Source organism: Actinomadura sp. NPDC048955 (assembly GCF_040649435.1).
GTDB lineage: Bacteria > Actinomycetota > Actinomycetes > Streptosporangiales > Streptosporangiaceae > Spirillospora > Spirillospora luteofluorescens.
In genome coordinates this window covers 1-25,039 of sequence record NZ_JBEZJI010000064.1, presented here as the reverse complement: position 1 = coordinate 25,039, position 25,039 = coordinate 1, and the positions used below count along the sequence as shown (strand labels likewise).

Genomic DNA, 25,039 nt, shown 5'->3' with positions numbered 1-25,039 from the left:
CAGTACTGGGGAATGGCCACCAGTAAGCTCAGGAGGCATGACCGAAACGTTCACCAGCCCGATCTCCGGCGGCATCGACGAGTTGTGGGAGCGGCGCGCCGAGCTGACGCCGGACGACGCCGACGCGCGCGCGGCGATCGTCGCCGCCGTCGACCAGCTCGACGCCGGGGAGGCCCGCGTCGCCCAGATCGACCCCGCGACCGACGAGGTGGTCGTCGACGAGCGGGCCAAGCGGGCGATCCTGCTGAGCTTCAAGGTGCTCGGCATGGCGCGCTCCCAGGTGGGCGACTTCCGGTACCACGACCGCATCCCGCTGAAGACGCGGCTGGACGGCGTGCGCGTCGTGCCGGGGGCCATCGCGCGGTGGGGCGCCCATCTGGCGCCGGGCGTGGTGCTGATGCCGTCGTTCACCAACATCGGCGCCTACGTCGACTCCGGGACGATGGTCGACACGTGGGCCACCGTGGGGTCGTGCGCGCAGGTCGGCAAGAACGTCCACCTGTCGGGCGGCGTCGGCATCGGCGGCGTGCTGGAGCCGCCGAACGCCAAGCCGGTGGTGATCGAGGACGAGGCGATGATCGGTAGCCGTTCCATGATCGTCGAGGGGGCGCGGGTGGGGCGCGGCGCCGTCGTCGGGTCGGGCACGAACCTGTCGGCGTCCATGCCGGTCATCGACGTCGAGACCGGCGAGGAGATCAGCCGCGGGCGCGTCCCCGACTGGTGCGTCGCGGTCGGCGGCACCCGCTACAAGGAGTTCAAGGGCGGCACGTTCGGGCTTCCGGCGGTGCTGATCCTCAAGCGGCTGGAGGAGGGGCAGCGCCACGACAAGGCGTCCCTCAACGACATCCTCCGCGACCACGGCATCAACACCTGAGCGGGAACTCGGCGATCTTGAGAGGCCGGCCGGTGAGCACGGCGGCCGAGGCGGCGTAGCCGGGGCCCGCGTCCAGGTCGGCGAGGCGGACGGGCGAGACGGCCGCCTCGCCCTCCCAGGCGACGACCTCGGGGGGCTCGTCGGGGCCGGAGACGTGGATGGCGGTCATCGGGGCGGCCAGGCCGTGGCCCGTCGCCTTCAGGAGGGCCTCCTTGCGGCTCCAGTAGGCATGGAAGCCGCGTTTCCGGTCGGGCATGGCGCTCAGCACTTCCGATTCGGCGGCGGTGAGGACCATCCGGGAGAGGTTGTCGATGTCGCGGTCGCTCTCCTGCTCCACGTCCGCCCCGACCTCGGCGCCCTCGGCCAGGACGAGCAGGACGCGGTCGCCCGAGTGGGAGAGCGAGAAGTCCAGGCCGCTGCCGGGCAGCCTCGGCTTGCCGTGCGAGTCGCCGCAGTGGGGGCAGACGGTGGTGAAGCGCAGGTCGCGCGGGGGTCTGCCGGTGGCCTCGGCGAGGACCGTCCGCGCGAGGAACCGCCCGGTGACGAACCGGGCCTTGTCCTCGGCGCGCAGGAACCGCGCGTAGCGGGCGCGCTCCCCGTCGTCCAGGAGTTCGCGCATCCGGGGGTCGTCGGCGGGACGCGCCCAGTGGACGGCGCACTCCAGTACGGGCATCTCCACGAACGCGATGATAGATAACCTTCGACCATGGGGCTTGATCTCTACTCGGACGTGGCGGACCTGACGGCGGCGCTCGTCGACATCGAGTCGGTGAGCGGCGGGGAGGAATCCCTGGCCGGGGCCGTCGAGGAGGCGCTGCGGGCGCTGCCGCACCTGGCGGTGGAGCGCGTCGGCAACAACGTCGTCGCGCGCACCGATCTCGGGCGGGCCGAACGGGTCGTCCTGGCGGGGCACCTCGACACCGTCCCGCTGAACGGCAACCTCCCGTCCCGCGTGGAGGGCGACCGGCTCTACGGCTGCGGCACCACCGACATGAAGAGCGGGGTCGCGGTCGCGCTGCGGCTCGCCGCGACCATCGAGGCGCCCAGCCGCGACGTCACCTACGTCTTCTACGACTGCGAGGAGGTCGAGGCCGCGCGCAACGGGCTGCGGCACCTCGCGGAGCACCGGCCCGCGCTGCTCGCGGGCGACTTCGCCGTGCTGATGGAGCCGACCGGCGGGCTGATCGAGGGCGGCTGCCAGGGCACGATGCGCGTCCAGGTCACCGCGGCGGGGGAGCGGGCGCACAGCGCGCGCGCCTGGATGGGGTCGAACGCGATCCACTCGGCCGGGGCGATCCTGGACGTCCTGCGCGCCTACGAGCCGTCCCGCCCGGTCGTGGACGGGCTGGAGTACCACGAGGGCCTGAACGCGGTGTTCATCTCGGGCGGCGTCGCCGGGAACGTTATCCCGGACGAATGCGTCGTTACCGTGAATTATCGGTTCGCGCCCGACAAGTCCCTGGCCGACGCGGAGGCGTACCTCCGGGAAACCTTCGCCGGCTTCCAGGTGACGGTCACCGACGGCGCGTCCGCCGCGCGCCCGGGGCTGAACCACCCGGCGGCCGCCGCGTTCACCGCGGCGAGCGGCGCCGAGGTCCGCGCCAAGCTCGGCTGGACGGACGTCGCCCGGTTCGCCGAGCTCGGCGTCCCGGCCGTCAACTACGGCCCCGGCGAACCCACCCTCGCGCACACGCGGGACGAGTACGTCGAGATCCCCCTCATCGCCGAGTGCGAGCAACGTATGCGCACGTGGCTTGAGGGTCCCATTACCGTGGCTTCATGACAACGGAAGTGAATTCCCGTTCGCGCCGGCAGGGGCCGGCAATGCTGCGGGGGAGGGCCGTCCCCCCGACGACGACCGACCAGCGGCTGCTGGACAGCCGCGGCCCGGCCGACTGGGTGCACGCCGACCCGTGGCGGGTGCTGCGGATCCAGGCGGAGTTCGTCGAGGGCTTCGGCCTCCTCGCCGAACTGCCGAAGGCCGTCAGCGTCTTCGGCAGCGCCCGCACCAAGCCGGACTCCCCGGAGTACGAGCTCGCCGTCGACATCGGCGCCCGCCTGCACGATGCCGGCTACGCCGTCATCACCGGCGGCGGCCCCGGGATCATGGAGGCGGCCAACAAGGGCTGCGACGAGAACGGCGGCCTGTCGGTCGGCCTCGGCATCGAACTGCCGTTCGAGCAGAAGCTGAACGACCACCTCGACATCGGCCTGGAGTTCCGGTACTTCTTCGTCCGCAAGACGATGTTCGTGAAGTACTCGCAGGCCTTCGTCGTCCTGCCGGGCGGCTTCGGGACGCTGGACGAGCTGTTCGAGGCGATCACCCTCGTCCAGACCAAGAAGATCACCCGCTTCCCGATCGTGCTGGTCGGCACGAAGTTCTGGGGCGGGCTGCTCGACTGGGTCAAGGAGTCGATGCTGACCTCCGGCAAGATCTCGCCGCAGGACATCGACCTGTTCCACCTCACCGACGACCCGGAGGAGGTCGTCAAGATCATCACTGAGGGCCACACCCGGGCCGAGCAGGAGATCATCGAGTCCCGCGCCGCGGCCGAGGCCAAGGAGACCGCCGGGGAGTAGCCCCGCGCCGCGGACCTGCATGACCGGCCCCGATCATGCAGGTCCGGGCGGCCTCTCCCCGCGCGGACCGGGCTACCTGGGGGCCTGGTCCGTCCACTCGGCCACGATCGCGGCGCCGCCGGGTACCGCGACCCGCGCGCCGTCGGCCGAGACGAAGAAGTCGGTGTCGGTGATCCGGGACGTCTTCGGATCGACGACCAGGTGTGCTTCCCCGCCTCCGCCGAAGGAGATCGACAAACCCTGCCCGCCCTTGACCGCACCGAGGTCCTTGACACCGGGGTAGGAGGCGATCGCGCGGAAGGCGGCCGCGCGGACCCTCGGCGGGGCCGGCAGCTGGGAGACCAGGGAGAGCAGCCCGTCGAAGACGGAGCGCTCCCGCGCGGCGGCGTCGGGGCGGCCGGCGGCGGCCCTGACGTCGCTCCGCTTCACGGCGGCGGCGATCCACGCCTTCAGCTCGCCGGGAGTGCTCGGCAGGCTCTGGAGCTGGGCGAGGCTCACGGCGGGCCCACCGAGCCGGAACGGAGCAGGCTGGGTGAGCACGACCACTCTGCCTCCGGTCTTCTCCCCCTTCCACCAGATTCGGCCGTCGCGCCCGGTCCAGCTCTCCAGCGAGGTGCGGGCGCCGCCCTCACGAGCGGTGAACGTCGTCTTGACGTACCAGTACGCGCCGCCGTCCGCCTGGACCTTCGCCGCGCTCGCGGCGGCCACGAGCAGGACCTGCCGGCCCGACGGTGCGGACGGGGCGGACGCGCCCGGACCCTCGTCCGGCCGGCCGTTCCCTCCGGCGCCGACGGTGCCGATCACCACTGCGGCGACGGCGGCGGTGACGGCGGTCCCCGCCGCGGCGAGGAGGACGCGCCGCCGTCCTGAGTGGCGGGGCGGGGCCTGCTCGGCCGATCGAAGGTCCTGCTGGATCTCGCTCATCACGAACTCCTGGAGTCGTTGGCGGCGGTCGCCCGGGAGTTCCCGCTCCACCGGCGCCGGCAGCAGCCGGGCCAGCTCCTCGCGCTCGTTCGGATTCGGCTGGATCGGGGTGGAATTCATCGGGTCTTCTCCTGAGCGGACCTGACCGCGATCTCGCGGTCACCCTCTTGCTGTCCGTGGCCGGAAGGCGGTTCCCGGTCTTCTCGGGGCGGCCGCACTCCTCCGGTCGTGAGCCTGTCGAGCTTCCTGCGTGCGCGCGACAGCCGGGAACGCACCGTGCCGACCGGCACACCGAGCGCTTCGGCGGCCTCGGTGTAGCCGAGCCCCGACCAGACGCACAGTGCCAGCACCTCGCGCTCGGGCTCGCGCAGCGCCGCCAGTGCCTTGCGCATCAGGGCGAGCCGCTCGCGATCGTCGATGCGGCCCGCGGTCTCGTCGGTGAAGTCCGGGACCGCGCCGCCTTTCGGAAGCCGCGCCAGCGCGCCGTCGTGGCGCCGGGCGGCGCGGCGCACGTTGCGGGCGACGTTCGTGGCGATGCCCAGCAGCCAGGGACGCAGCGACCCCTCGACGTCGACGTCGACCCTCTCGCGAAGGCGCCACGACTCCAGGAAGGTCAATGACACCACGTCCTCCGCCGTCGACCAGTTCCCGGTCAGACGGAAGGCGTGGTTGTAGACCGAGCGCACATGTTCGTCGAACAGCTCTCTGAAGGCATCCGGATCCCCGGCGTGCACCCGGGCACGCAAACTCATCTCCACACGCAGGGACTGTTCACCGGACCGGCCGAGTTCCCGTGACCTACCTCACTCGGCGCGGCCGGGGCCGGTGTCATCCGCTGGCTATTACGGCTGCCGGGGTCGCTATCGCGAGGGCCATCTGACCCAGGACCAGGGCCGGGCGGATTCGGGCGGTCACCGTCCAGGTGGATCGGAGGAGCAGCGCGGCGACACCGGCGGCGCCGCTGGCCCAGAAGGACCACCAGGCGATCGGCAGGAGGACGTCCGAGGCCGGGTCGCACTGCTCCCCGTAGGTGAGGCACCGGCCGTACTCGGGGGTCGCGAGCACGCAGATCCAGGCGAGCACGGTGACGGGGAGGAGCAGGGCGAGCGCGGTCGCGGCGGCGACTCGCCAGCCTGAGCGATTCCGGGAGCCCGCGGCGGTGTTCTCTGTGGTCACGACCTCAGTGAACAGGCCTGCGGCCGCTTGATCGATCCGTGCGCCTACTCAGGTCCGCGCGTTGCGGTACTCAACGGGACCTGGCACGGGTTTTGACGGCGCATGCCGGTGCCGATAGGAAGAGGGCTTTGTGCCGTGCGCCGGAGGGGTTTGCGGCCGACCGGAAGCGGGGCGCGGAGCGGATGCCGGTGCTGCGGCGGGTGGGACTGTTCGGGGTGGTGCCGCTGGTGGTGATCGCCGTGGCCGCGTTCGGCTGGTACCGGCTCAGCGACACCGGCAGGGACTGGCGCTACCGGGACAGGCTCGCCGGTTTCTGCCAGGGGCTCGTCCCCGAGGCCGAGTCCGCCGTCTTCACCGGTCACGAGGAGAGCCGCCTCGGCCGCGACCGCCACGTCCCGGAGCATGACGGCCTGCGCTGGGAGCAGTGCAAGGTCGCCGGTCTGAGCCTCGTCATCGGGGACGTCGCCGACACGGTGACGAACGACGGTGATGGCGCCGGGTTCCTCACCCTCCTGCACCGGGGCTCCGCCGAACAGCCGGTGGCGCTGGGCGGCGGCTGGGAGGGCTACACCGATCTGCGCAACACCGCGGTCGTCCTTCCGTGCGCCGATCGGCGCTCGTCCGTCCTGGTGGCCGCGGATTCCGATGAGGCGCTGGCGGGCCCGGCCGAGGCGCGCCAGGCGGCCCGGCTCGTCACCGCCACCGCGGTACGGGCCGCCCGCCACTACGGATGCGACGCCAAGCCCGGCGGTGCGGTACCGCCCGTACCGCGGCCGGACGGGGAGACGGTCCCCGAGAACGTGACGGGCACCTGCGCCGGCATCCCCGTCGCGACCGCCGTGGACCGGGGCGAGGTCAACTGGATCAAGAAGACGGACGGCAGCGGGACGGCGCCGGTCGAGGAGTGCGTCCTCGGCAAGACCGTGGCCTTCTCCGCGGCGGCGTACCACTTCCACGCGAACTTCGGCCCGTACGCGCAGCGGCTGCGGACCACCAGGTACGACGGCGGTTACGGCAGCGACGGTTACGGCACCAAGGCCGAGTCCGGTCTCCACGCCGCCGACGCCTGGGCCACCGCGCGTTGCCCTGGGAGCACCGCACGGGCGCTTTTCGTCGCCCATGCCACCGAGTACGCGGCCCCGACGAAGTCGTTCCTGAAGGCCTCGCTGCGCGCCTTCGCCGAGCGCGCCGCCAAGCGGCACGGTTGCACGGACCTCCGGCTGCCGCGCTGAACCCCCTGTTCAGGGGCGCAGGACGCGGTAGCGCAGGTGCTGGACGGCGTGCGCGGGGTCTTCGGTCTCCGGGGTGGCCAGCCGGCGGAGCAGGCGGAGTTCGGTGTGCTCGGCCGGCAGGTGGTCGAACAGGCGGCGGCCCTGACCGAGCAGGACGGGGACGACGTGCAGTTCGAGTTCGTCGAGTTCTCCGGCCCGCAGCAGCGCCTGCGCGGCCCCCGCGCCGTGGACCATGACGTCACCGTCCCCCGCCGCCGCACGAGCGCGCTCGGCGCATTCGCGCACGTCCGTGACGTAGCGGACGCTTCCCGGCGGCGGGTCGTCCGGGACCGCGTGGGTCAGGACGAAGACCGGTACGCCGTCGTGGTGGTCGCCCTGCCAGCGGCCCGCCAGCTCGTAGGTGCGGCGGCCCGCGACGACGGCGCGGGTGGCCATCGCCTCCCCGTAGACCTGGCCGCTCGGTCCGGGGTCGTTCCTCCGGTCGAGCCAGTTGAAGAGGCGGAAACCGCCGGTGCCCAGGGGAGCGTCGGGGCCGTCGTGCGGCCCGGCGACGTAACCGTCCAGGGAGATCGTCATGTAGAGCCGGATGATCGCCATCGGGCGCGTTCCTCTCGTGAAGGCGGCGTCGGCCGCCCGCCCAGCATGCGGGGCGGAGGCCGCGCGGCTGAATCCCAGCTTTCTGGGATGGCGCCGAGATGTAGGGTCGGCGCGTGGCCAACGCGGCGGCGGCGCCCGGGCGCGTCCGCGACGACCTGGTGAGGCTGGCCCACCGCGGCCTGGCGGTGGCGGACTTCTCGCGGGCCGTCGGTGAGGTGCTGGGCCGTGCGGTGCCCGCCGAGGGCACCTGCCTGATGACGACCGACCCGGCGACCCTGCTGCCGACCGCGGAGTACGTCGAGAACGGCCTGCCCGCGCCGGAGATGGTGCGGCTCCTGGAGATCGAGGCGCGCGAGCCGGACTTCAACAAGTGGGTCCACCTGGCCCGCGCGGACCGCCCGGCGGCCAGCCTGAGCGAGGCGACCGCCGGTGAGCTCGACCGCAGCCCGCGCCAGCGGGAGATCCGCCGCCCCGGCGGCTTCGCCGACGAGATGCGCGTCGTCCTCGCGGGCGGCCCCGCGACCTGGGGCGTGCTCACCGTGTTCCGCGAGACCGGGCGGCCCTACTTCACGCCGGCCGAGGTGGGGCTCGTGTCGTCGCTGGCCGGGCCGATCGCCGACGGCCTGCGGCGCGGCCTGCTGCTGGAGAGCGCGCGAGCCGGCGACGCCGACGTCGGCATGCTGGTCCTGGACGCCGACGACGGCGTGAGCATGGCCGACGAGACCGCGGGCCGCCGGCTGGACGAGCTCGGCGCGGGCGGTCGGCCCGGCGCCAGGCTGCCGCTGGTCGTCCACGCCGTGGCCCGCCAGGCGCGGGCCCTGCGCGGGACGGGCGGACGGGAGCACCCGGCGCCGGGAGGGCTCCGGGCGGCCAGGGCGCGGGTGCGCACCGGGACCGGCCGCTGGCTGATCGTCCGGGCGTCCCTGCTGGGGGAGGGCCCCGAGGCGCCGGTCGCGGTGCTGCTCGAAGCGGCCCGCCCGGCCGAGATGGCGCCGCTGGTCGTCGACGCGTACGGCCTCACCGACCAGGAGCGGCGGGTCACCGGGCTCGTCGCGCGGGGCCTGTCCACCCGGCAGATCGCAGGACGGCTGCGCGTGTCGCCCTACACCGTCCAGGACCACCTGAAGTCGATTTTCACCAAGTCGGGTGCGGCGTCCCGCGGCGACCTGGTGGCCCGCCTGTTCTTCGACCATTACGCGGGCCCGCTGGGTTTGGGAGGCGTGGCACGGTCCACCGCGGGGTGGCCGTAATCGGTCACCTGGGCCGGTTCATGATGTGCTGGGGTTGGGGGGAGGGCGCCGAAAGCGGATGCTGGTCGGCGCGCGGCTTTCGATGGCGGTAGGAGGCTGCGATGGGTGTGCGGTACAGCCTGTACGACTACGGAATTCAGCAGGACCCTTATCCGGTTTACGCGCAGTTAAGAGAGGACGCGCCGGTCTACCGAAATGACGAGGAGGATTTCTGGGTCCTGTCGCGGCACGCGGACGTGACCGCGGCGTTCCGGGACTTCCGGCGCTTCTCCAGCGCGAACGGGATCCTGCTGGAGCCGTCGGTGTGGGGCCCGAAGGCGCGGACGCACGCGTCGTTCCTCGCGATGGACCCGCCGGAGCACACCCGGATGCGCGGGCTCGTGGCGAAGGCGTTCACGCCGCGCCGCGTCGCCGAGCTGGAGCAGCGGGTCCGCGGCATCGCGCGCGGCCACCTGGACCGGGCGCTCGCCGGTGCGGGGCCGGGCGGCGCGGAGCTGGACCTCGTGGCCGACTACGCGGCACTGCTGCCGATGGACGTCATCTCCGAGCTGGTCGGCGTCCCGGAGGCCGACCGCGGCGAGCTGCGGCGGCTGGCCGACGCGATCGTCCACCACGAGCAGGGCGTGCGGGACGTGACCGAGGCGGGCCGCGAGGCGATCCCCGCCCTGGTGGGCTACTTCCGCGGCCTGATCGCCGAGCGCCGGACGCAGCGCCGCGACGACCTCGCGTCGGCGCTGCTGGACGTCGCCGAGGGCCGCGACCACCTGACCGAGGCCGAGATCATGGGGGTGCTGTTCATCCTGATCGCGGCCGGCAACGAGACGGCCACGAACCTGATCTCGGGCGCCTGGCACTGCGCCTGGCGGCATCTGGACCGGCCGTCCGGGGCGTTCGGGCGGGTCGGCGACTGGATCGAGGAGACGCTGCGCCTGGAGGCGCCGGCGCAGGCCGACGGGCGGACGGTGACCGGGGAGTTCACCCTGCACGGCGTGACGGTCCCCGCCGGGGCCCGCATGCTGCTGCTGATCGGCGCGGCGAACCGCGACCCGCGCGCGTTCGCCGATCCCGACCGGTTCGACCTGGGCCGCGACACCACGGCCAAGATCAGTTTCGGGTCGGGGCGGCACTACTGCATCGGCGCGCACCTGGCCCGGCTGGAGGCCCGGGTCGCGCTGGAGGAGCTCGCGGCCCGCACCGCCGACTACGACATCGACGAGGCCGGGGCCCGGCGCGTCAACTCGCCGTACGTGCGCGGGTTCGCCGAGCTGCCGACCGTGATCACTCTCAGGGCGGGGTGAGGGCGGCCCGGCCGGTCAGGGCTTGCGGGCGACGGCCCCGATGAAGTGGCTCCACTGCGGGTCCCGCGCGGGCCGCGCCGGACGCGGGCGGCCCCATTGCGGGACCCACACGATGCCGGGGTCGAGGATCTCCAGCCCGGCGAAGCAGCGGGCCACCTCCTCGGGGCCGCGCGAGTAGATCGGCAGCTTCGACCTGCGGTAGACGGCCTGGGAGTGCTCGGTGTCGCCCGGGTCCATGCCGCCGTCGTAGCCGTGGGAGACCACCACGTGGCTGCCGGACGGCAGCCGCCCGGCGAGCCGCACGACGAGCCCGGCGGGGTCGTGGTCGTCGTGGACGAAGTGCAGGACGGCCACCAGCAGCAGGCCCACCGGCTCGCGCAGGTCGATCAGCTCGTTCAGCCGCGGGTCGGCCAGCAGCTCCTCGGGACGGCGCAGGTCGCCCTCGATGACCGCGACGCTGGGGCTGCCCTCCAGCAGGGCCCGGCCGTGCGCCAGCACGACGGGGTCGTTGTCGACGTACACCACGCGGGCGTCCGGAGCGGCGTCACGGGCGATCTCGTGGACGTTGCCCTGCGTGGGCAGGCCGGTCCCGACGTCGATGAACTGCCGGATGCCGGCCTGCGCCGCCAGGTGGCGCACGGCGCGGGTCAGGAAGTCGCGGTTGGCGCGGGCCGCGGCGGGGGCGTCGGGCACCGTCTTCATGATCTCTTCGGCGGCCGCGCGGTCGACGGCGTAGTTGTCCTTGCCGCCGAGGTAGTAGTCGTAGATGCGGGCGGGGGAGGCCTGGAGGGTGTCGATGGACAGGTCGGCTGCCCGGTCCGCGGGAAGCGGCACGAGGACGGGGCGGGGCCGGTAGTCCAGGCCCGGGTCGTCGCGGCCGATCTGTGCGGCGGTCCGCCGGAGGGCGGGCCCGGGCCCGGCCGGTGCCAGCAGGTCCTCCGCCTCCTCGTACAGGCGCAGCGCCTCGTCCTTGCGCCCGGCCCGGTGCAGCGCGAGCATCAGCAGGCTCCGCAGATGCTCGTTCGACGGCTCCTGCGCGACCCAGCCGCGCGCGGGCCCGATGAGATCGAGGTGCCGGCCCTGGGAGAGCTTCACCTCTGCTAATTCCTCGCGCACCTGGCCGCGCTCGCCGACGAGCGCCCGCCGGGTCGCGTCCAGGGCTCCGGCGGCGGGCAGGTCGCCCAGCGGTTCCCCGCCCCACAGCGCCAGCGCGCTCTCGTACTCGGCGATCGCGGACGCGGCGTCGGAGGCGCGCAGGCGCCGGGCGTCCGCGGCGAGGGCCCGGAACCGGCTCAGGTCCAGGTCGTCGTCCCCGTCGAGGACGAGCCGGTAGCCGCCGTTCTCGGTGACGAGGCGGCCGGGCGGGAGCGAGAGCCGCGCGGTGCCGACGGCCCGCGTGAGCGTCGCGGCGGGATCCGGCGCGCCGACGGGGTCCGCGAGCCGCTCGACGAGCACGTCGGCCGGGACGGGGCGGCCCTCTTCGAGCAGCAGCATCACCAGCAGCCCGCGGGCGTGCGGATGGGGCACGGCGATGGATTCGCCGCTCCCCGCCCGGATGCCCAGCCTCTTGCGCAGAATACGGAATTCCACCGTGCGCCTCGCTCCATCCCCGGGTACAGCGACGCAGAGAGAGTAATGCAGGCGGCCTTTTCCGGTGCGCGCCCGGTCGGTCGTGCCGGATCACACTTGCGCATCATTCGGCTTTTGGCTGCTCCCTTGACTCCGTGTGGCAAAACCGTCAACACGTACCGCTCGACCGAACATGATTTGGTCGTCACCCGAATTCGGGAAAGCCCGGCGCCGGACGCCTCCGCGACGCGGGACCCTCAGGCTCCCTCGCGGTAGCGCGGGTTGGTGGCATGCCATTCGAAGCCGCCGCCCATCCAGGCCCGCAGCCCGCGCAGGAACCGCTGCAGCTCGGGGGAGGGGACGCCCGCGAGCTCGCGGTGGCCGGCCTCGAAGTCGCGGACGAGGTCGTTGTGCACGCGCACGGCGGTCTCGGTCGCCTCCTCCACCGAGCATCCCCGGTCGGCGGCGATCAGCAGCACCAGGTTGCAGACCGGGTTCTCGTCGGCGGCGTCCTTGGCCACCGAGTGCAGGTCGTTGACGATCACGCTCGCCGTCCCGGCCCGGAAGGCGGCGCGGCGGACGCGCGGGTCGTAGTAGAGGTGGGCCGGGACCTCGTAGCCGCCGACGACGTCGATGAGCGTCATCGAGGTGTAGAAGCTGTCGTGCTGGCGCGCCGCCAGGTACTCCCAGGCGGGCGGGTCCTCGCCCTTCTCGCGCCAGGCCGCGTAGGCCGTCCAGCTCACGAACATGGCGAACGTGGAGTAGCAGATCCGCTGGACCTGCACGGGGGACGCGTGGCGCTTCAGGTGGCCGACCGCCGAGCCGAGCATCCGCAGGACGACGTCCCCCTGGAGGGCCTCGCTCAGCGGCGGGGTGAACTCGCCCGCGGACGGGACCGGGTCCATCGCCGCCATCACCATCGTGAGGCGCTGCGGCAGCCGCGCGGGCACGGCGCCGAGCGCGGTGTCGTCGGCGTAGTAGTCGTCGGCCGCCCACCATCCGGCGTTCAGCTGGGCGGCGACGAGCAGGGCGTCGGGGTCGTCGGTGTCGGGGTGGGCGAGGGTGACCAGCCGCCCGAAGGCCGCCTTGCCCAGCGCGTCGAGCTCGTGGTCGTCGAACCCGCGGTCGCGCGCCCAGGCGGCCAGCCGGGCGTCGACCTCGGCGGCGAGGGCGTCGTCGGCGCGCTCGGGGAGCGGGCAGTAGAGCGGCGAGTGCGACCCGTCCCCCCAGGCGCGCTCGACGTAGCCGGGCCCGCCGCCGCCGACCGGGCGCGGATGGTGCCCGGCCAGGAGGTCGCCGTAGGGCACCTCCCGGCTGGGCCGCGCCGCGGCGATCAGCGACGGCAGGGCCGCCGCCCCGGTCCCCGGCCCGGACGGCCGCCCCGGCCGGGGTTGCGCGGACGAGCCGTGCGGCGCGCGCCGGCCGCTGCACCCGTGGTGCGTCGTGTCCATGGTCTGCTCACCTGCCTCTGCCTGAAGGCGACCGGTCCGGGTCAAAAGTTCAGATGCGATCGGCGGCGATGAGCAGGTACTGGAAGCTGCCGTCGCGGTACGCCTCCAGGAAGGCGCTCTCGATGCCGGTCGCGACCGACGACTTCTCGCGCAGCTCCCAGTACGGGATGGTGTCGGCGGTCAGGTCGACCACGGTGACGGGCACGAGCCGGTTGGCCGCCATCGCGCGGAAGTAGGCGCTGCGCGGGTGGATGTCGCACACGTAGTGGGCGTTGATGGTCGACACCGCCCGGGACGGCAGCCCGTAGACGTCGTTGTAGCAGCCGGTGATCGTGACGTAGCGGCCGCCGCGGGCCAGCAGCCGCGAGTGCGCCGCGAACAGGTCGTCGAGGACGGTGTACATCGTCGACTCGTTGTTCCAGATCGCCTGGAACGCCCCCGCCTCGAACCCGGTGTCGAGCATGTTCTTGAAGTGGAACCGGACCTTGTCGGACACGCCGCGCTCGGTGGCCTGCCCGTTGGCGAAGTCGACCTGCGCCTGGGAGATCGACACCCCGTCGACCTGGCAGCCGAAGGCGGCGTTGGCCATGATGCTGGATCCGCCGCGGCCCGAGCCGGCGTCCATCAGCCGGTGGTCGGGCCTGATGTCGCCGAGGTGTTCGAGCAGGAACCGGGCCTGGGCGTTCTCCAGCCGGTGCAGCTCGGCGATGACCGCCTCTTCGCGGGCGTCCTCCGGGGTCTCCAGGACCGACCAGTCCACCTCGCCGATGCCGTAGTGGTGGTGGTAGATCCCTGAAACGTCGCCGAGGCGCAGGTTGACCGGGTTGCGCTCGGTGTTCCAGTAGGTGGCGACGTCGTGCTGGTAGACGCTGGCGATGGCCGTCATGAACGCTTTCCTCCACGGGGACGGTGGCTTGGGATCACGGGTTGAAAGCTAACGGTGACCGTCCGTGTCCGAAAGGGCACCCTTCAGCACAGAAGGAAGACACCTCCGTTAGGGGAATGTGCCACTGCGGCCAGTGCTGTCCGCCGGTGCCGCGCGACCCGCCGAGCCCGTGCCGTCCCGGGCGGCCGCGTGCTATCCGGGGAGGGCGCGGGGCTCGCGGTCCGGGCGGCGCGGGTTGCTGACCGCCAGGTAGAGCAGCACCATGCCGACGATCTGGGCGAGGTGGTAGACCGAGGTCGGGTCCAGGGCGACGCCGCGGGTGACGCTCGGGTCGATCGCCTTGGTCGCTGCCGCCGCGGCGCTGGCGACCAGCGCGACGATCACCGGGACGGCCATCGGGTGGCGGTGCCAGGCCGCCCGGCCCCAGAGCGCGAGGATGCACACCATCGTCAGGCTCTCGCAGGCGAGCAGGGCGCCGACCCCGGCGTGCCCGGTCACCGCGAGGACGATGTAGGCGCCGATCCCCACGGAGCGCAGCAGCCAGAACGTCCGGCCGTGGCGCGGGCCGAGCACCTCGGCGACGGTGGCCGCCAGCAGGTAGGACACCGCGACGACGACCATGGCGCTGATCAGGGCCCAGCTCGGCCCCGACCATTCCTGCGAGTACTTGACCAGGCCGTGGTGGACGGAGCCGGCGAGCGCCGCGGCCCCGGCCCACCAGAAGGACGTGCGCCAGTGCCGGTGCGGCGCCGGCGTCCGTCCCAGCCGGACCGCGAGCGCCACCACGACCAGCCCGAGCGCGAGGTCGCTCAGCGCGGGCGCGGGTTCGGCGAGCATGGTTCGCACGCTACCCGCCTGGAGCGCGTGCACCCTTCGGCCGCTGACCTGCGGTGGCGCATGAGGGGCGGGGCCGGGGGTAGCCCCGCCTTGTGACCGCCGACCTGATCGAGGAGGGGCCCTACCGGTTCCGGATCGAGCCGACCGGTGCCATGCGCGTGCCCGGCGTGGTGTTCGCGTCGCGGGAGCTGCTGGAGCCCGCCGGGAACGCGATCGAGCAGGTCGTCCACGTCGCCATGCTCCCGGGCGTGGTCGAGGCCTCCTATGCCATGCCCGACATCCACCTCGGATACGGCTTCCCGATCGGCGGCGTGGCGGCGACCGATCCGCGCGAGGGCGGCGTGGTCTCGCCCGGCGGCGTCGGGTTCGACATCTCGTGCGGCGTCCGGCTGCTGGCGGCGGACATCGACGCCGCCGGCCTCGCCCCCGTCCTGCGCGACCTGATGGACGGCCTCGACCCCGTCATTCCGCGCGGCATGGGCAAGGGCGCGGTATGGCACCTGCCGGGACGGCGGGAGCTGACCGGCATCCTCACCGGGGGAGCGCGGTACGCGGTCGAGCAGGGCCACGGGGACGAGCGCGACCTGCGCCGGTGCGAGGACTCTGGGGCGGTCGCGGGCGCCGACCCCGGCCGGGTGAGCGAGCGCGCGGTGGAGCGCGGCGCCCGCCAGGTCGGCAGCCTCGGCTCGGGCAACCACTTCCTGGAGGTGCAGCGGGTCGCCGAGGTCTACGACGCGGACGTGGCCGGGGCGTTCGGGCTGCGGCCGGGGCAGGTCTGCGTCATGATCCACTGCGGGTCGCGCGGGCTCGGCCACCAGATCTGCACCGACCACGTCCGGGCGATGGAGGCGGCGATGCCGCGGCACGGCATCGAGGTCCCCGACCGCCAGCTCGCCTGCGCCCCCGTCGAGTCCGCCGAGGGCCGCGCCTACCTGGGCGCGATGGCGGCGGCGGCCAACTACGGCCGCGCCAACCGGCAGCTGCTCGCCCAGGCGGCGCGCCGGGTGTTCCGGCGGGTCGCGGGCGCCCGGCTCGACCTGGTCTACGACGTGTCGCACAACCTGGCCAAACTCGAGGAGCACGGGGTGGGCGGCGAGCGGCGGCGGCTGTGCGTGCACCGCAAGGGCGCCACCCGCGCCCTGCCGCCCGGCCACCCCGACCTGCCGCCGGACCTGCGGGAGGCCGGCCAGCCGGTGCTGATCCCCGGGACGATGGGGACCGCGTCCTACGTCCTGACGGGCGTGCCGGGCGGGCCCGCGTTCGCGTCCACGTGCCACGGCGCCGGACGGGTGCGCAGCCGCCACCAGGCCGCGCGCGGCGTCAGCGGCAAGGAACTGCGGGCGGAGCTGGAGGAGCGGGGCATCGCCGTGCGGCCGTCGTCGTGGCGCGGGCTGGCCGAGGAGGCGCCGGACGCCTACAAGGACGTGTCCGCCGTGGTCGAGGCCGGGGAGGGCGCCGGGCTCTGCCGGAAGGTCGCCCGGCTCGTCCCGCTGGGCGTCGTGAAGGGCTGACCGGGCCGGTCACGCAAGGCCGCCGGTCCGGCGCGCCGCCCGTCAGACGTCGATCGTCACGGCGCAGGACCAGCCGCGGCCGTCCCGGCCGAACCGCAGTTCGTGCAGCGACACCGCCTTGGGCACGGCCCCCGTCGCCACCGCCTCCGCCGCGTCCCCGGTCGCGAGCCGGGCGGTGAGTCCGCCGTCCGGCGCCGCCGCGATCTCGGCGTCCAGGACCAGGACGCCGTCGACGTCCAGGCGGTAGATCACCTCGTCCAGGACGGCGACGAGCAGGTCCGCGTCCGGCCCCGGCGGCACGTCCACCCGGATCCCGCCGGACGGGCGGACGCCGGAGACGTCGGCGAACGACTCCACGAGCCCGGCCACCGCCTCGGCGACGCAGCCCTCCCGCGTCGGCCCCCACGCCTCGATCCGCAGGTCGGCGGTGTGGGGGACGCCCCGGTGGCCCCTCTCGCCGTGCCCGCCTCCGCGCGACATGGTCGGACGGCTACCCCTCACCGATCACGAGAAACCGGCCGCGGCCCCTCCCGGGCGCCGCGGTGCGCGCCGGGCCGCTAAAGATCAGGTGCGGTCCTGGCCTGCGGCATGACGTCGCAAAATCGCGCGCGGCGCGGCGCCCGCCGCCCGGCGGGCGGGAACGGTGCCCTCTGGAGGTGGAGCGTGGACAGGAGCGCGAGGGCGAGGGGTTGCGCGGCGGCGCTGGCCGGGGCGGTGGTGCTCGCCGGGTGCAGCGGGAAGTCCGAGAACGCCGGGAGGGCCGGGAACGCGGGGCCGGCGTCGGTGCGGACGTCGGCCCCGGTGTCCGGGGCCGGGTCGGACCTGCAGCAGCAGTACGTGAAGGTCGTGGACGCCGTCCTGCCGTCGGTGGTGAAGATCCAGACCGATCAGGGGGAGGGGTCGGGCGTCGTGTTCGACGCCCAGGGCGACATCGTCACCAACGCGCACGTGGTCGCCGGGGCGAAGAAGATCCAGGTCACCTCGTCCGGCGGCGGTTCCCCGGCGAACGCCTCGATGGTCGGCGCGTTCGCCGCCGACGACCTGGCCGTCATCAAGGTCGGCGGCGTGTCGCTGAAACCGGCGTCGTGGGGCGAGTCCGGCAAGGCGCAGGTCGGGCAGATCGTGCTGGCGATGGGCAATCCGCTCGGCCTCGCCGGAAGCGTGACGAACGGGATCGTCTCCGCGCTGCACCGCACGGTGTCGACCAAGGGGGAGGGGGCCTTCCAGGGGTCGACGATCGCCGACGCCATCCAGACGAGCGCGGACATCAACCCGGGTAACAGCGGCGGCGCCCTGGTCACGCTGGACGGGCAGGTGATCGGCATCCCCACCGCGGCGGCCTCCGACCCGCAGATCGGCGCCGCGGCGCCCGGCATCGGGTTCGCGACGCCGAGCGACACGGTCAAGCGGATCGTTCCGCAGCTCATCGAGTCGGGGAAGGTGTCGAACTCGGGCCGGGCCGCGCTCGGCGTGGTGGTGCGCACGATCGTCGACCCGCAGACCGGCCGGCGTTCGGCGGTCGCCGTCGTGGAGGTGGAGAAGGGCGGCGGCGCCGCCAAGGCGGGCATCCGGCCGGGCGACCTGATCCTCTCGGTGAACGGCGTCGCGACGCCCGACCAGACGGCGCTGACGACCGTCCTCGCGGACCTCAGGCCCGGCCAGACGGTGAAGGTCGAGCTCCAGCGGCCGGACGGCTCGAAGAAGCAGGTCCAGGTGACGCTCGGCCAGCTGCCCGGCGGCTGACCCGCCGCCCGGACGGCCCGCCCCGCACCGGTTGACGGGAGCCTGTACGCGAGTACAGTGTACAAGCGTACAGGCAACTGAACATCCGTACAGGGGGTGGGGATGACGACGCGGGAGCGGGCCGACGACCTGACCGGGCGCGCCCGGATCAGGGACGCGGCCCTGCTGGAGTTCGCCGAGCACGGGGTGAAGGGCGCCACGATCCGGGGCATCGCCAAGGCCGCCGGGGTGTCGCCCGCCCTCGTCCAGCACCACTACGGGACGAAGGAGGCCCTGCGCGCGGCCTGCGACGAGCACGTGATCGAGGTGATCCGCGAGACCAAGCAGGAGGCCCTGCGCGGCGGGATGGCCAATCCGAGCTTCCTCGGCATCGCCCTGCGGACGGCCCTGCCGGTCCAGCGCTACCTGGCCCGCGCCCTGACCGACGGATCGGCCGCCGCGGCCGTGCTCTTCGACGACGCGGTCGCCTTCAGCGAGGAGATGCTCGAACGCGGCGCGCCCGGCATGGCCGCGCCGAGCACCGACGACCTGCACGGCTACGCGACCGTCATGACCGGCATGAGTTTCGGCGTGATCGTCCTGCACGAGCACATGTCCAGGGCCCTCGGCGCCGACGTCCTCCTGGGCGCCGGCTACCCCCGCATGGCGCTGGCGATGCTGGACGTCCTCGACGACCGGCTCCTGTCGCCCGAACTGGTGGCGCAGGCGCGCGCCGCCCTGAAGAACGTGCCCGCCCCCGGCGGGCGACCCCTCGACGAGGAGGACCGGTGACCACGAACACGCCCCCCATAGCCCTCTCCGGCCTGGTCAAGAACTTCGGCCGGACCCGCGCGCTGGACGGCCTGGACCTGACCGTCCGGCCCGGCGAGGTGCACGGGTTCCTCGGCCCGAACGGCGCCGGGAAGTCCACCACCATCCGCGTCCTGCTCGGCCTGCTGCGCGCCGACGGGGGCACCGCCCGGCTGCTCGGCGGCGACCCGTGGCGGGACGCGACCGAGCTGCACCGCCGGCTCGCCTACGTCCCCGGCGACGTCACGCTGTGGCCGAACCTGTCCGGCGGCGAGGTGATCGACCTGCTCGGCCGGATGCGCGGCGGCGTGAACGCGCGGCGCAAGGCCGAGCTGCTCGACCGGTTCGAGCTCGACCCGCGCAAGAAGGGCCGCGCCTACTCCAAGGGCAACCGGCAGAAGGTGGGGCTCATCGCCGCGCTGGCGTCCGACGCCGAGCTGCTGCTGCTCGACGAGCCCACCTCCGGCCTGGACCCCCTCATGGAGGAGGTGTTCCAGGAGTGCGTCCGGGAGGAGCGGCGCGACGGCCGGACCGTGCTGCTGTCCAGCCACATCCTGTCCGAGGTCGAGGCGCTCTGCGACCGTGTGACGATCATCCGCAAGGGCGTCGCGGTGGAGTCCGGGACGCTGGACGAGCTGCGGCACCTGACCCGCACGTCCATCGACGCCGAGCTGGCGTCGTCCCCGGACGGGCTGCCCCTGCCCGGCGCGCACGACGTCCGGATCGACGGCAACAAGATCCGCTTCGAGGTGGACACGCCCGAGCTGGACGCGGCGCTGCGGCGGCTGACCGAGGTCGGCGTGCGGAGCCTGAGCAGCCGCCCGCCGACGCTGGAGGAGCTGTTCCTGCGCCACTACAAGGACGAGCTCGCATCGGAGGCCGCCCGATGAGCGCGGCGGTCCACGAGGCGCGGGCCGCCCGGCCGTCCCGCGCGACGCCGATGCGGTCGCTCACCGGGACCGGCGGGCTGATCCGGCTGATCCTGCGCCGCGACCGGTTCCTGCTGCCGTCCTGGGTCATCGTGCTGGCGCTGATCCCGATCAACTTCGTGGCGGCCACCGACAGCCTCTACCCGACGGCCGCCGAACGCCTCGCCTACGGGCGGACGACGGGCAACAACCCGACGTTCCTCGCCCTCTACGGGCCGCTGTACGACACGAGCCTCGGCGCGATCATCGCCCAGCGGTCCGGGTTCATCCCGGTGGTCGTCGCGCTGATCAGCGTGCTCACCGTCGTCCGGCACACCCGCACCGAGGAGGAGGCGGGCCGCCGCGAGCTGCTCGGCGCCACCGTCACCGGGCGCGGCGCCGGCCTGGCCGCCGCGCTCGCCGTGACGATGGCGGCGAACCTCATCCTCGCCGCCCTGCTCACCGCGGGCCTGGTCGCGCAGGGCCTGCCGTTCGCGGGCTCGCTGGCGTTCGGCCTGCAACTGGCCGCCGCCGGATGCGTCTTCGCCGCCGTCGCGGGCGTCACCGCCCAGCTCAGCGAGGGCGCGGGCGCGGCCAGGGGCACGGCGATCACCGCGCTCGGCGCCGCGTTCGTGGTCCGGATGGCCGCCGACGTCGGCGGCGCGGGCAACGAGCTGTCGTGGCTGGGCTGGCTGTCCCCGCTCGGCTGGGAGAACCGCCTGCGCGCCTACGGCGGGGAACGCTGGTGGACGCTCCTGCCGGTCGTCGCGCTCACCGCCCTCCTCGTCGCCGCCGCGGGCCTGCTGTCGGCGCGCCGGGACGTGGGAGCGGGCGTGCTGCCGCCCAGGCTCGGCCCCGCGGACGCCCCGCGCCTGCTCTCGGGGTCCCTCGGCCTCGGCTGGCGGCTGCAGAGCCGCGCCCTCTACGGCTGGCTCGCCGGGTTCGCCGCGCTCGGCGTCGTGTACGGCGCGGTGGCGGGCGGCGTCGGCGACATGGTCAAGGACAACCCCGACCTGGCGAAGATCTTCACCCGGCTCGGCGGGCAGGGCGGGATCACCGACGCCTACTTCGCCTCGATCATGAGCATGCTCGGCCTGATCGCCGCCGCCTACGCCGTCTCGGCCACGCTGCGGCTGCGCACCGAGGAGAGCGCGCAACGCGCCGAGCCGCTGCTCGCCACCCCCGTCGGGCGGCTGCGGTGGGCGTCGGGCCACCTGGTCTTCGCGCTGCTCGGCCCGGTCGCCGGGCTCGGCGTCGCGGGCCTGGCCGCCGGTCTCGCGCACGGCCTGGACACCGGCGACCCCGGCCGCGAGGTGCCGCGCGTGCTGCTCGCCGCGCTCGCGCAGCTGCCCGCCGTGTGGCTGGTCGCGGCGATCGCGCTCGCGCTGTTCGGCCTCGCGCCGAGGCTCACCGGCGGCGCCTGGGCCGCGGTCGGGGTCTTCGCGGTCGTGACGCTCTTCGGAGCCGGGCTCGACCTGAACCAGTGGGCCCTGGACGTCTCGCCGTTCACCCACGTCCCGAAGCTGCCGGGGCACGCGTTCACACCCGTGCCGCTGCTCTGGCTGCTCGCGGTCGCGGCCGTCCTGTCCGCCCTCGGGCTGCTCGGTCTGCGCCGCAGGGACCTGGCCACCGCCTAGGCCGGAAAATCGACGGGCCCCACATGGACGGAGCCGTTAGATTGGGCCGGGTGAACTCCCGGAAACCCCTCGCCGTCTGCGTGTTCTGCTCGTCCAGCGGCAAGATCGACCGCCGTTACGTCGACCTCGCCGCCGAGGCCGGCGCCGAGCTGGCCCGGCGCGGCCACAGCCTCGTCAGCGGCGGCGCCCAGGTCTCGTGCATGGGCGCCGTCGCCCGCGCCGCGCGGGCCGGCGGCGCCCGCACGGTCGGCGTGATCCCCGAGGGGCTGGTCAGCGTCGAGATCTCCGACGAGGACAACGACGAGCTGGTCGTCACCGCCGACATGCGCGCCCGCAAGGGCGAGATGGACCGGCGCAGCGACGCGTTCCTCGTCCTGCCCGGCGGCATCGGCACGCTGGAGGAGCTGTTCGAGGTGTGGACGGCCCGCGTGCTGACCATGCACGAGAAGCCCATCGTCATCCTCGACCCGACCGGCGTCTACGAGCCGCTGCGCGAGCTGATGAAGGGCCTCACCGAGCAGGGCTTCGCCCGCCCCAAGATCTGGGACGCCGTCGGCTGGACGGACTCGGTCCCCGAGGCGTTCGACCTCCTGGAGCGCAGCCGGCCCCGCATCGAGTTCTCCCCCGAGGACTACGCCGAAGCCGAACTCTGACCGGCGGGCCGGACCGGCCCCCTCAGTCGTGCTTGCGGCCCGGCATGTTCTCGTACATGTCGGTCAGCTTCTGGCGGAAGCCGCGGGCCGCGATGCCGAGCTTCTGCGGGTCCCTGAGGCCCGCCTTGACGGCCTTTCTGGCCTGGTCCTTCATGATGTGCGGCGGGATCGGGGCGATCTCGTTGTCGACCACGAACTCCAGGACGACGGGACGGTCGCTCGCCAGGGCCTCCCGCCAGGCGCCGGTGACCTTCCCGGGATCGTCGCAGTAGATCCCCTTGAGGCCGCAGAGCTCGGCGTACTTCGAGTACGGGAAGTCCGGGATGCGCTGCGAGCCCTCGTACTTGGGGTCGCCGCCCATCGCGCGCTGCTCCCAGGTGACCTGGTTGAGGTCCTGGTTGTTGAACACGGCGAAGATCAGCGGCGAGCCGGCCATCCGGTCGGCGTACCGCTTCACGGTGAGCATCTCGTTCATCCCGTTCATCTGGAACGCGCCGTCGCCGACGAAGCAGATCACCGGCCGGTCCGGGTAGGCGAACCGGGCCGCGAGGGCGTACGGGACGCCGGGCCCCATCGTGGCGAGGGTGCCCGACAGCGACGCCCGCATCCCGTCGCGGAGCTTGATGTGCCGGGCCCACCAGTTGGTGGCCGACCCGGAGTCGGCGGTGAGGATCGCGCCGTCGGGCAGCAGCGGCGACAGCTCGTGCGCGACGGCCTGCGGGTTGATCTTCCCCTCGAAGCTCTGGGCGGCCCGCTTGTCCATGACCGCGTCCCAGGCGCGGACGTTCTCCTCGATCTCCTCGCGCCAGGAGCGGTCCTCCTTGCGGCGCAGCAGCGGGATCAGCTCCCGGAGGGTCTCCTTCGCGTCCCCGACGACGTGCGCGTCCATCGGGTAGCGGATGCCGATCATGCGCCCGTCGATGTCGATCTCGACGCCCCGGCAGCTGCCCTCGTCCGGCAGCCACTCGGCGTACGGGAAGCTCGTGCCGATCATGAACAGCACGTCGCAGTTCATCATCATCTCGTCGCTGGCCTTGGACCCGAGCAGGCCGATGGGGCCGGTGACGAACGGCAGGTCGTCGGGGACGACCTCGCGGCCGAGCAGCGCCTTGGCGATGCCGGCGCCGAGCAGCTCGGCCGTCTCGATCACCTCGGCCTCGGCGCCGGCGGCGCCCTGGCCGATCAGCATCGCGACCTTCGTGCCCTCGTTGAGGACGTCGGCGGCCTTGCGCAGCTCGTCGGGGTCGGGCAGTACGCGGGGCCTGCTCCACCCCACGCTGGAGTACACCGAGCCGTGCTCCTTGGGCGGCGACGGCACCGCGTCGGCCTCCTGGACGTCCTCCGGAATGATGATCGTCGAGACGCCGCGGGTGGTCAGGGCGGTCTTGAACGCCCGGTCGATGACGTGCCGCATCTGGCCGGGGTGCATGACGATCTGGCAGAACTCCGAGACGTCGGAGAACAGGTTCTCGAGGTTGACCTCCTGCTGGTAGTGCGTGCCCTGCGCCAGGCGCTTCTGCTGCCCGACGATCGCCACGACCGGCTGGTGGTCCAGCTTCGCGTCGTACATGCCGTTCAGCAGGTGGATCGCGCCCGGTCCGGACGTCGCCGCGCACACGCCGACCTCGCCGGTGAACTTCGCGTGGCCGCAGGCCATGAACGCGGCCATCTCCTCGTGCCGCGTCTGGACGAACTCCGGCTCGCCCTCGGCGCGGTCGAACGCGCCGAGCAGCCCGTTGATGCCGTCGCCCGGATAGCCGTAGACGCGCTTCACGCCCCACTCGGTCAGCCTCTGGAGGACGTAGTCGGCCACTTGCTGCGCCATCGCTCTCTCCTTCGCGTCTCGTGCGTCATCGCCGCAGGAGCCTGGCGGCGCCCGCGGCTGCTCCCGCCGCGGCGCCGGCCGTCGCGGCCCCCACCAGGTACTTGTGGCGCCCCGCCCACATCTGCGGGCTCCTCGCGTGCGCCTGCTCGTCGAACCGCCCGTGGCTGCCGTGGTCGTGGCCCGGGGCGTCGTCCGCCGGCTCCCACAGGTTCGCGGGCTGGTCCGGACGCGTGCGCTGCTCGGTCTGCTGGGACGCGAAGCCCGTCCGGGCCAGGTAGCGGTCCAGCAGCCCCGTGGCGAACTTGTCGGCGAGGAGCGTGCCGACCGTGCTGGCGCCGACCCAGTACTCCCGGCGCCGGGGATGCTCGGCGGCGTAGACGAGCGCGTCCGCCGCGATCTCCGGCTGGTAGATGGGCGGGACGGGCTGCGGGCGGCGCGGCATCCGGTTCAGCACCCAGTCGAACTGGGGCGTGTTGACCGCGGGCATCTGCACCATCGTCAGCTTCACGCCGCTGCGCTCGTGCATCAGCTCGGCCCGCAGCGAGTCGTGCAGTCCCTGGACGGCGTGCTTGGAGCCGCAGTACGCGCTTTGCAGGGGGATGCCCCGGTAGGCCAGCGCCGACCCGCACTGGACGATCACGCCGCGGTCGCGCGGCATCATCCGCCGCAGCGCGGCCCTCGTGCCGTTGGCGTAACCGAGGTAGGTGACCTCGGTGGTGCGCCTGAACTCCTCCGGCTCGATCTCCCAGAACGGCGCGAACACCGAGGAGAACGCCACGTTGACCCACACGCCGATCGGCCCGAGCTCCTTCTCGGCCCGCTCCGCCGCCTCGTCCACCGCGCGGGGGTCGGCCACGTCCACGCTGATCGGCAGCGCGCGCCCGCCGGCGGCCTCGACGTCGGAGGCGGCCGACTCCAGGCCCTCGTCACCGCGGGCCAGGAGGGCGACCCGGGCCCCGCGGCGCGCGAACGCCACCGCGGCGGCGCGTCCGATGCCGCCGGAGGCTCCCGTCACCACGACGACCGTGCCTTTTTCGATCTTGTACCTCATCTTCTTTCCCTTGGACGGCGACGCCGGATCCGGCACAGGGACCCACTGCCCGAGCCGGAGGCTCTGTAACAAAGGGCCCGCCAGGGCCCCTTGCGGCACTCGGATACGGTCGTCAGGTGCGCATTCGTGACCTCGCCGTGATCGAAGGAGAACAATGAGCGTCGACGTCCCCGCCTCGCGGGAGCTCGCCGGGATCGCCGAACTCGCCGCCCGCGCCACGGGGGACCGTCTGCGGACGGCGTTCCGGT

Annotated in this window: 24 protein-coding genes; 12 read left to right on the top strand and 12 right to left on the bottom strand. The window is 73.4% G+C overall.

Annotated features, from left to right (window positions below; genetic code table 11):
• Positions 1–37: 37 nt before the first annotated feature.
• Positions 38–874 carry a 2,3,4,5-tetrahydropyridine-2,6-dicarboxylate N-succinyltransferase gene (locus AB0C84_RS38020; RefSeq protein ID WP_258941209.1) on the top strand — a complete coding sequence of 279 codons (837 nt, stop codon included), beginning with the start codon at positions 38–40 and terminating at the stop codon, positions 872–874.
• Here AB0C84_RS38020 and AB0C84_RS38015 read toward each other — a convergent pair.
• The gene (locus AB0C84_RS38015; RefSeq protein WP_361075710.1) at positions 864–1,547 is read right to left on the bottom strand and encodes a 4'-phosphopantetheinyl transferase superfamily protein; all 684 of its coding nucleotides are present in this window, start codon (positions 1,545–1,547) and stop codon (positions 864–866) included. The genes AB0C84_RS38020 and AB0C84_RS38015 overlap by 11 nt on opposite strands.
• Positions 1,548–1,580: 33 nt before the next feature.
• On the opposite strand from AB0C84_RS38015, the gene dapE reads away from it, so the two are divergent.
• Both dapE and AB0C84_RS38005 read left to right on the top strand, forming a co-directional pair.
• Entirely contained in the window at positions 1,581–2,657 is a 1,077-nt protein-coding gene (gene dapE, locus AB0C84_RS38010; protein WP_361075645.1) for a succinyl-diaminopimelate desuccinylase, read from the top strand.
• On the top strand, positions 2,654–3,454 hold the full coding sequence (locus tag AB0C84_RS38005; protein ID WP_361075643.1) for a TIGR00730 family Rossman fold protein: 801 nt from the start codon (positions 2,654–2,656) through the stop codon (positions 3,452–3,454). Before dapE ends, AB0C84_RS38005 begins: the two co-directional genes overlap by 4 nt.
• A 72-nt stretch (positions 3,455–3,526) precedes the next feature.
• On the opposite strand, the gene AB0C84_RS38000 is transcribed toward AB0C84_RS38005, so the two are convergent.
• The 3 genes from AB0C84_RS38000 to AB0C84_RS37990 form a co-directional block, all read right to left on the bottom strand.
• On the bottom strand, positions 3,527–4,498 hold the full coding sequence (locus AB0C84_RS38000; RefSeq protein ID WP_361075640.1) for a CU044_5270 family protein: 972 nt from the start codon (positions 4,496–4,498) through the stop codon (positions 3,527–3,529).
• Positions 4,495–5,130, bottom strand: coding sequence for an RNA polymerase sigma factor (locus AB0C84_RS37995; protein WP_361075637.1), 636 nt, complete (start codon positions 5,128–5,130; stop codon positions 4,495–4,497). The genes AB0C84_RS38000 and AB0C84_RS37995 overlap by 4 nt, the downstream gene beginning before the upstream one ends.
• A gap of 76 nt (positions 5,131–5,206) precedes the next feature.
• On the bottom strand, positions 5,207–5,554 hold the full coding sequence (locus AB0C84_RS37990; RefSeq protein ID WP_361075634.1) for a hypothetical protein: 348 nt from the start codon (positions 5,552–5,554) through the stop codon (positions 5,207–5,209).
• Between the two features lie 182 nt (positions 5,555–5,736).
• Between AB0C84_RS37990 and AB0C84_RS37985 the strand changes: the two genes are divergently transcribed.
• Positions 5,737–6,786 carry a hypothetical protein gene (locus AB0C84_RS37985; RefSeq protein WP_361075631.1) on the top strand — a complete coding sequence of 350 codons (1,050 nt, stop codon included), beginning with the start codon at positions 5,737–5,739 and terminating at the stop codon, positions 6,784–6,786.
• 9 nt (positions 6,787–6,795) lie between these two features.
• On the opposite strand, the gene AB0C84_RS37980 is transcribed toward AB0C84_RS37985, so the two are convergent.
• Entirely contained in the window at positions 6,796–7,383 is a 588-nt protein-coding gene (locus AB0C84_RS37980) for a dihydrofolate reductase family protein (RefSeq protein ID WP_361075629.1), read from the bottom strand.
• Between the two features lie 113 nt (positions 7,384–7,496).
• Here AB0C84_RS37980 and AB0C84_RS37975 point away from each other — a divergent pair, with 113 nt between their 5' ends.
• Positions 7,497–8,633, top strand: a complete 1,137-nt coding sequence (locus AB0C84_RS37975; protein ID WP_361075627.1) for a helix-turn-helix transcriptional regulator — start codon at positions 7,497–7,499, stop codon at positions 8,631–8,633.
• A 101-nt stretch (positions 8,634–8,734) separates the two neighbouring features.
• On the top strand, positions 8,735–9,931 hold the full coding sequence (locus tag AB0C84_RS37970) for a cytochrome P450 (protein ID WP_361075624.1): 1,197 nt from the start codon (positions 8,735–8,737) through the stop codon (positions 9,929–9,931).
• Positions 9,932–9,946: 15 nt separating this feature from the next.
• On the opposite strand, the gene AB0C84_RS37965 is transcribed toward AB0C84_RS37970, so the two are convergent.
• The 4 genes from AB0C84_RS37965 to AB0C84_RS37950 all read right to left on the bottom strand — a co-directional run bounded on the left by AB0C84_RS37965 (position 9,947) and on the right by AB0C84_RS37950 (position 14,674).
• Complete coding sequence (locus AB0C84_RS37965; RefSeq protein ID WP_361075621.1) at positions 9,947–11,521, bottom strand: SAM-dependent methyltransferase; 1,575 nt, start codon at positions 11,519–11,521, stop codon at positions 9,947–9,949.
• Positions 11,522–11,757: 236 nt separating this feature from the next.
• Entirely contained in the window at positions 11,758–12,951 is a 1,194-nt protein-coding gene (locus AB0C84_RS37960; RefSeq protein WP_361075618.1) for a family 2 encapsulin nanocompartment cargo protein terpene cyclase, read from the bottom strand.
• A 49-nt stretch (positions 12,952–13,000) separates the two neighbouring features.
• Complete coding sequence (locus AB0C84_RS37955) at positions 13,001–13,837, bottom strand: geranyl diphosphate 2-C-methyltransferase (RefSeq protein WP_258941198.1); 837 nt, start codon at positions 13,835–13,837, stop codon at positions 13,001–13,003.
• A gap of 192 nt (positions 13,838–14,029) precedes the next feature.
• Positions 14,030–14,674, bottom strand: a complete 645-nt coding sequence (locus AB0C84_RS37950; RefSeq protein WP_361075614.1) for a hypothetical protein — start codon at positions 14,672–14,674, stop codon at positions 14,030–14,032.
• Positions 14,675–14,766: 92 nt separating this feature from the next.
• Here AB0C84_RS37950 and AB0C84_RS37945 point away from each other — a divergent pair, with 92 nt between their 5' ends.
• Positions 14,767–16,185 (top strand): RtcB family protein, encoded by a 1,419-nt coding sequence (locus AB0C84_RS37945; RefSeq protein WP_361075612.1) that lies wholly within the window; start codon positions 14,767–14,769, stop codon positions 16,183–16,185.
• A 42-nt stretch (positions 16,186–16,227) separates the two neighbouring features.
• On the opposite strand, the gene AB0C84_RS37940 is transcribed toward AB0C84_RS37945, so the two are convergent.
• Positions 16,228–16,665, bottom strand: a complete 438-nt coding sequence (locus AB0C84_RS37940; RefSeq protein ID WP_179843742.1) for an archease — start codon at positions 16,663–16,665, stop codon at positions 16,228–16,230.
• Positions 16,666–16,848: 183 nt separating this feature from the next.
• On the opposite strand from AB0C84_RS37940, the gene AB0C84_RS37935 reads away from it, so the two are divergent.
• The 5 genes from AB0C84_RS37935 to AB0C84_RS37915 all read left to right on the top strand — a co-directional run bounded on the left by AB0C84_RS37935 (position 16,849) and on the right by AB0C84_RS37915 (position 21,915).
• Positions 16,849–17,928 carry a trypsin-like peptidase domain-containing protein gene (locus tag AB0C84_RS37935; protein ID WP_361075609.1) on the top strand — a complete coding sequence of 360 codons (1,080 nt, stop codon included), beginning with the start codon at positions 16,849–16,851 and terminating at the stop codon, positions 17,926–17,928.
• Positions 17,929–18,030: 102 nt separating this feature from the next.
• The gene (locus tag AB0C84_RS37930) at positions 18,031–18,699 is read left to right on the top strand and encodes a TetR family transcriptional regulator (RefSeq protein WP_361075607.1); all 669 of its coding nucleotides are present in this window, start codon (positions 18,031–18,033) and stop codon (positions 18,697–18,699) included.
• The gene (locus tag AB0C84_RS37925) at positions 18,696–19,607 is read left to right on the top strand and encodes an ABC transporter ATP-binding protein (RefSeq protein ID WP_361075604.1); all 912 of its coding nucleotides are present in this window, start codon (positions 18,696–18,698) and stop codon (positions 19,605–19,607) included. Before AB0C84_RS37930 ends, AB0C84_RS37925 begins: the two co-directional genes overlap by 4 nt.
• A complete protein-coding gene (locus AB0C84_RS37920) occupies positions 19,604–21,262 on the top strand; it encodes an ABC transporter permease (RefSeq protein ID WP_361075601.1) in 1,659 nt (552 codons plus the stop codon). Before AB0C84_RS37925 ends, AB0C84_RS37920 begins: the two co-directional genes overlap by 4 nt.
• Positions 21,263–21,312: 50 nt before the next feature.
• Positions 21,313–21,915, top strand: a complete 603-nt coding sequence (locus AB0C84_RS37915; protein ID WP_361075598.1) for a TIGR00730 family Rossman fold protein — start codon at positions 21,313–21,315, stop codon at positions 21,913–21,915.
• A 22-nt stretch (positions 21,916–21,937) separates the two neighbouring features.
• Here AB0C84_RS37915 and AB0C84_RS37910 read toward each other — a convergent pair whose 3' ends face one another.
• Together AB0C84_RS37910 and AB0C84_RS37905 are read right to left on the bottom strand one after the other, a co-directional pair.
• A complete protein-coding gene (locus AB0C84_RS37910) occupies positions 21,938–23,740 on the bottom strand; it encodes a thiamine pyrophosphate-requiring protein (RefSeq protein WP_361075595.1) in 1,803 nt (600 codons plus the stop codon).
• Between the two features lie 25 nt (positions 23,741–23,765).
• The gene (locus tag AB0C84_RS37905; protein ID WP_361075592.1) at positions 23,766–24,791 is read right to left on the bottom strand and encodes an SDR family oxidoreductase; all 1,026 of its coding nucleotides are present in this window, start codon (positions 24,789–24,791) and stop codon (positions 23,766–23,768) included.
• Positions 24,792–25,039 lie beyond the last annotated feature (248 nt).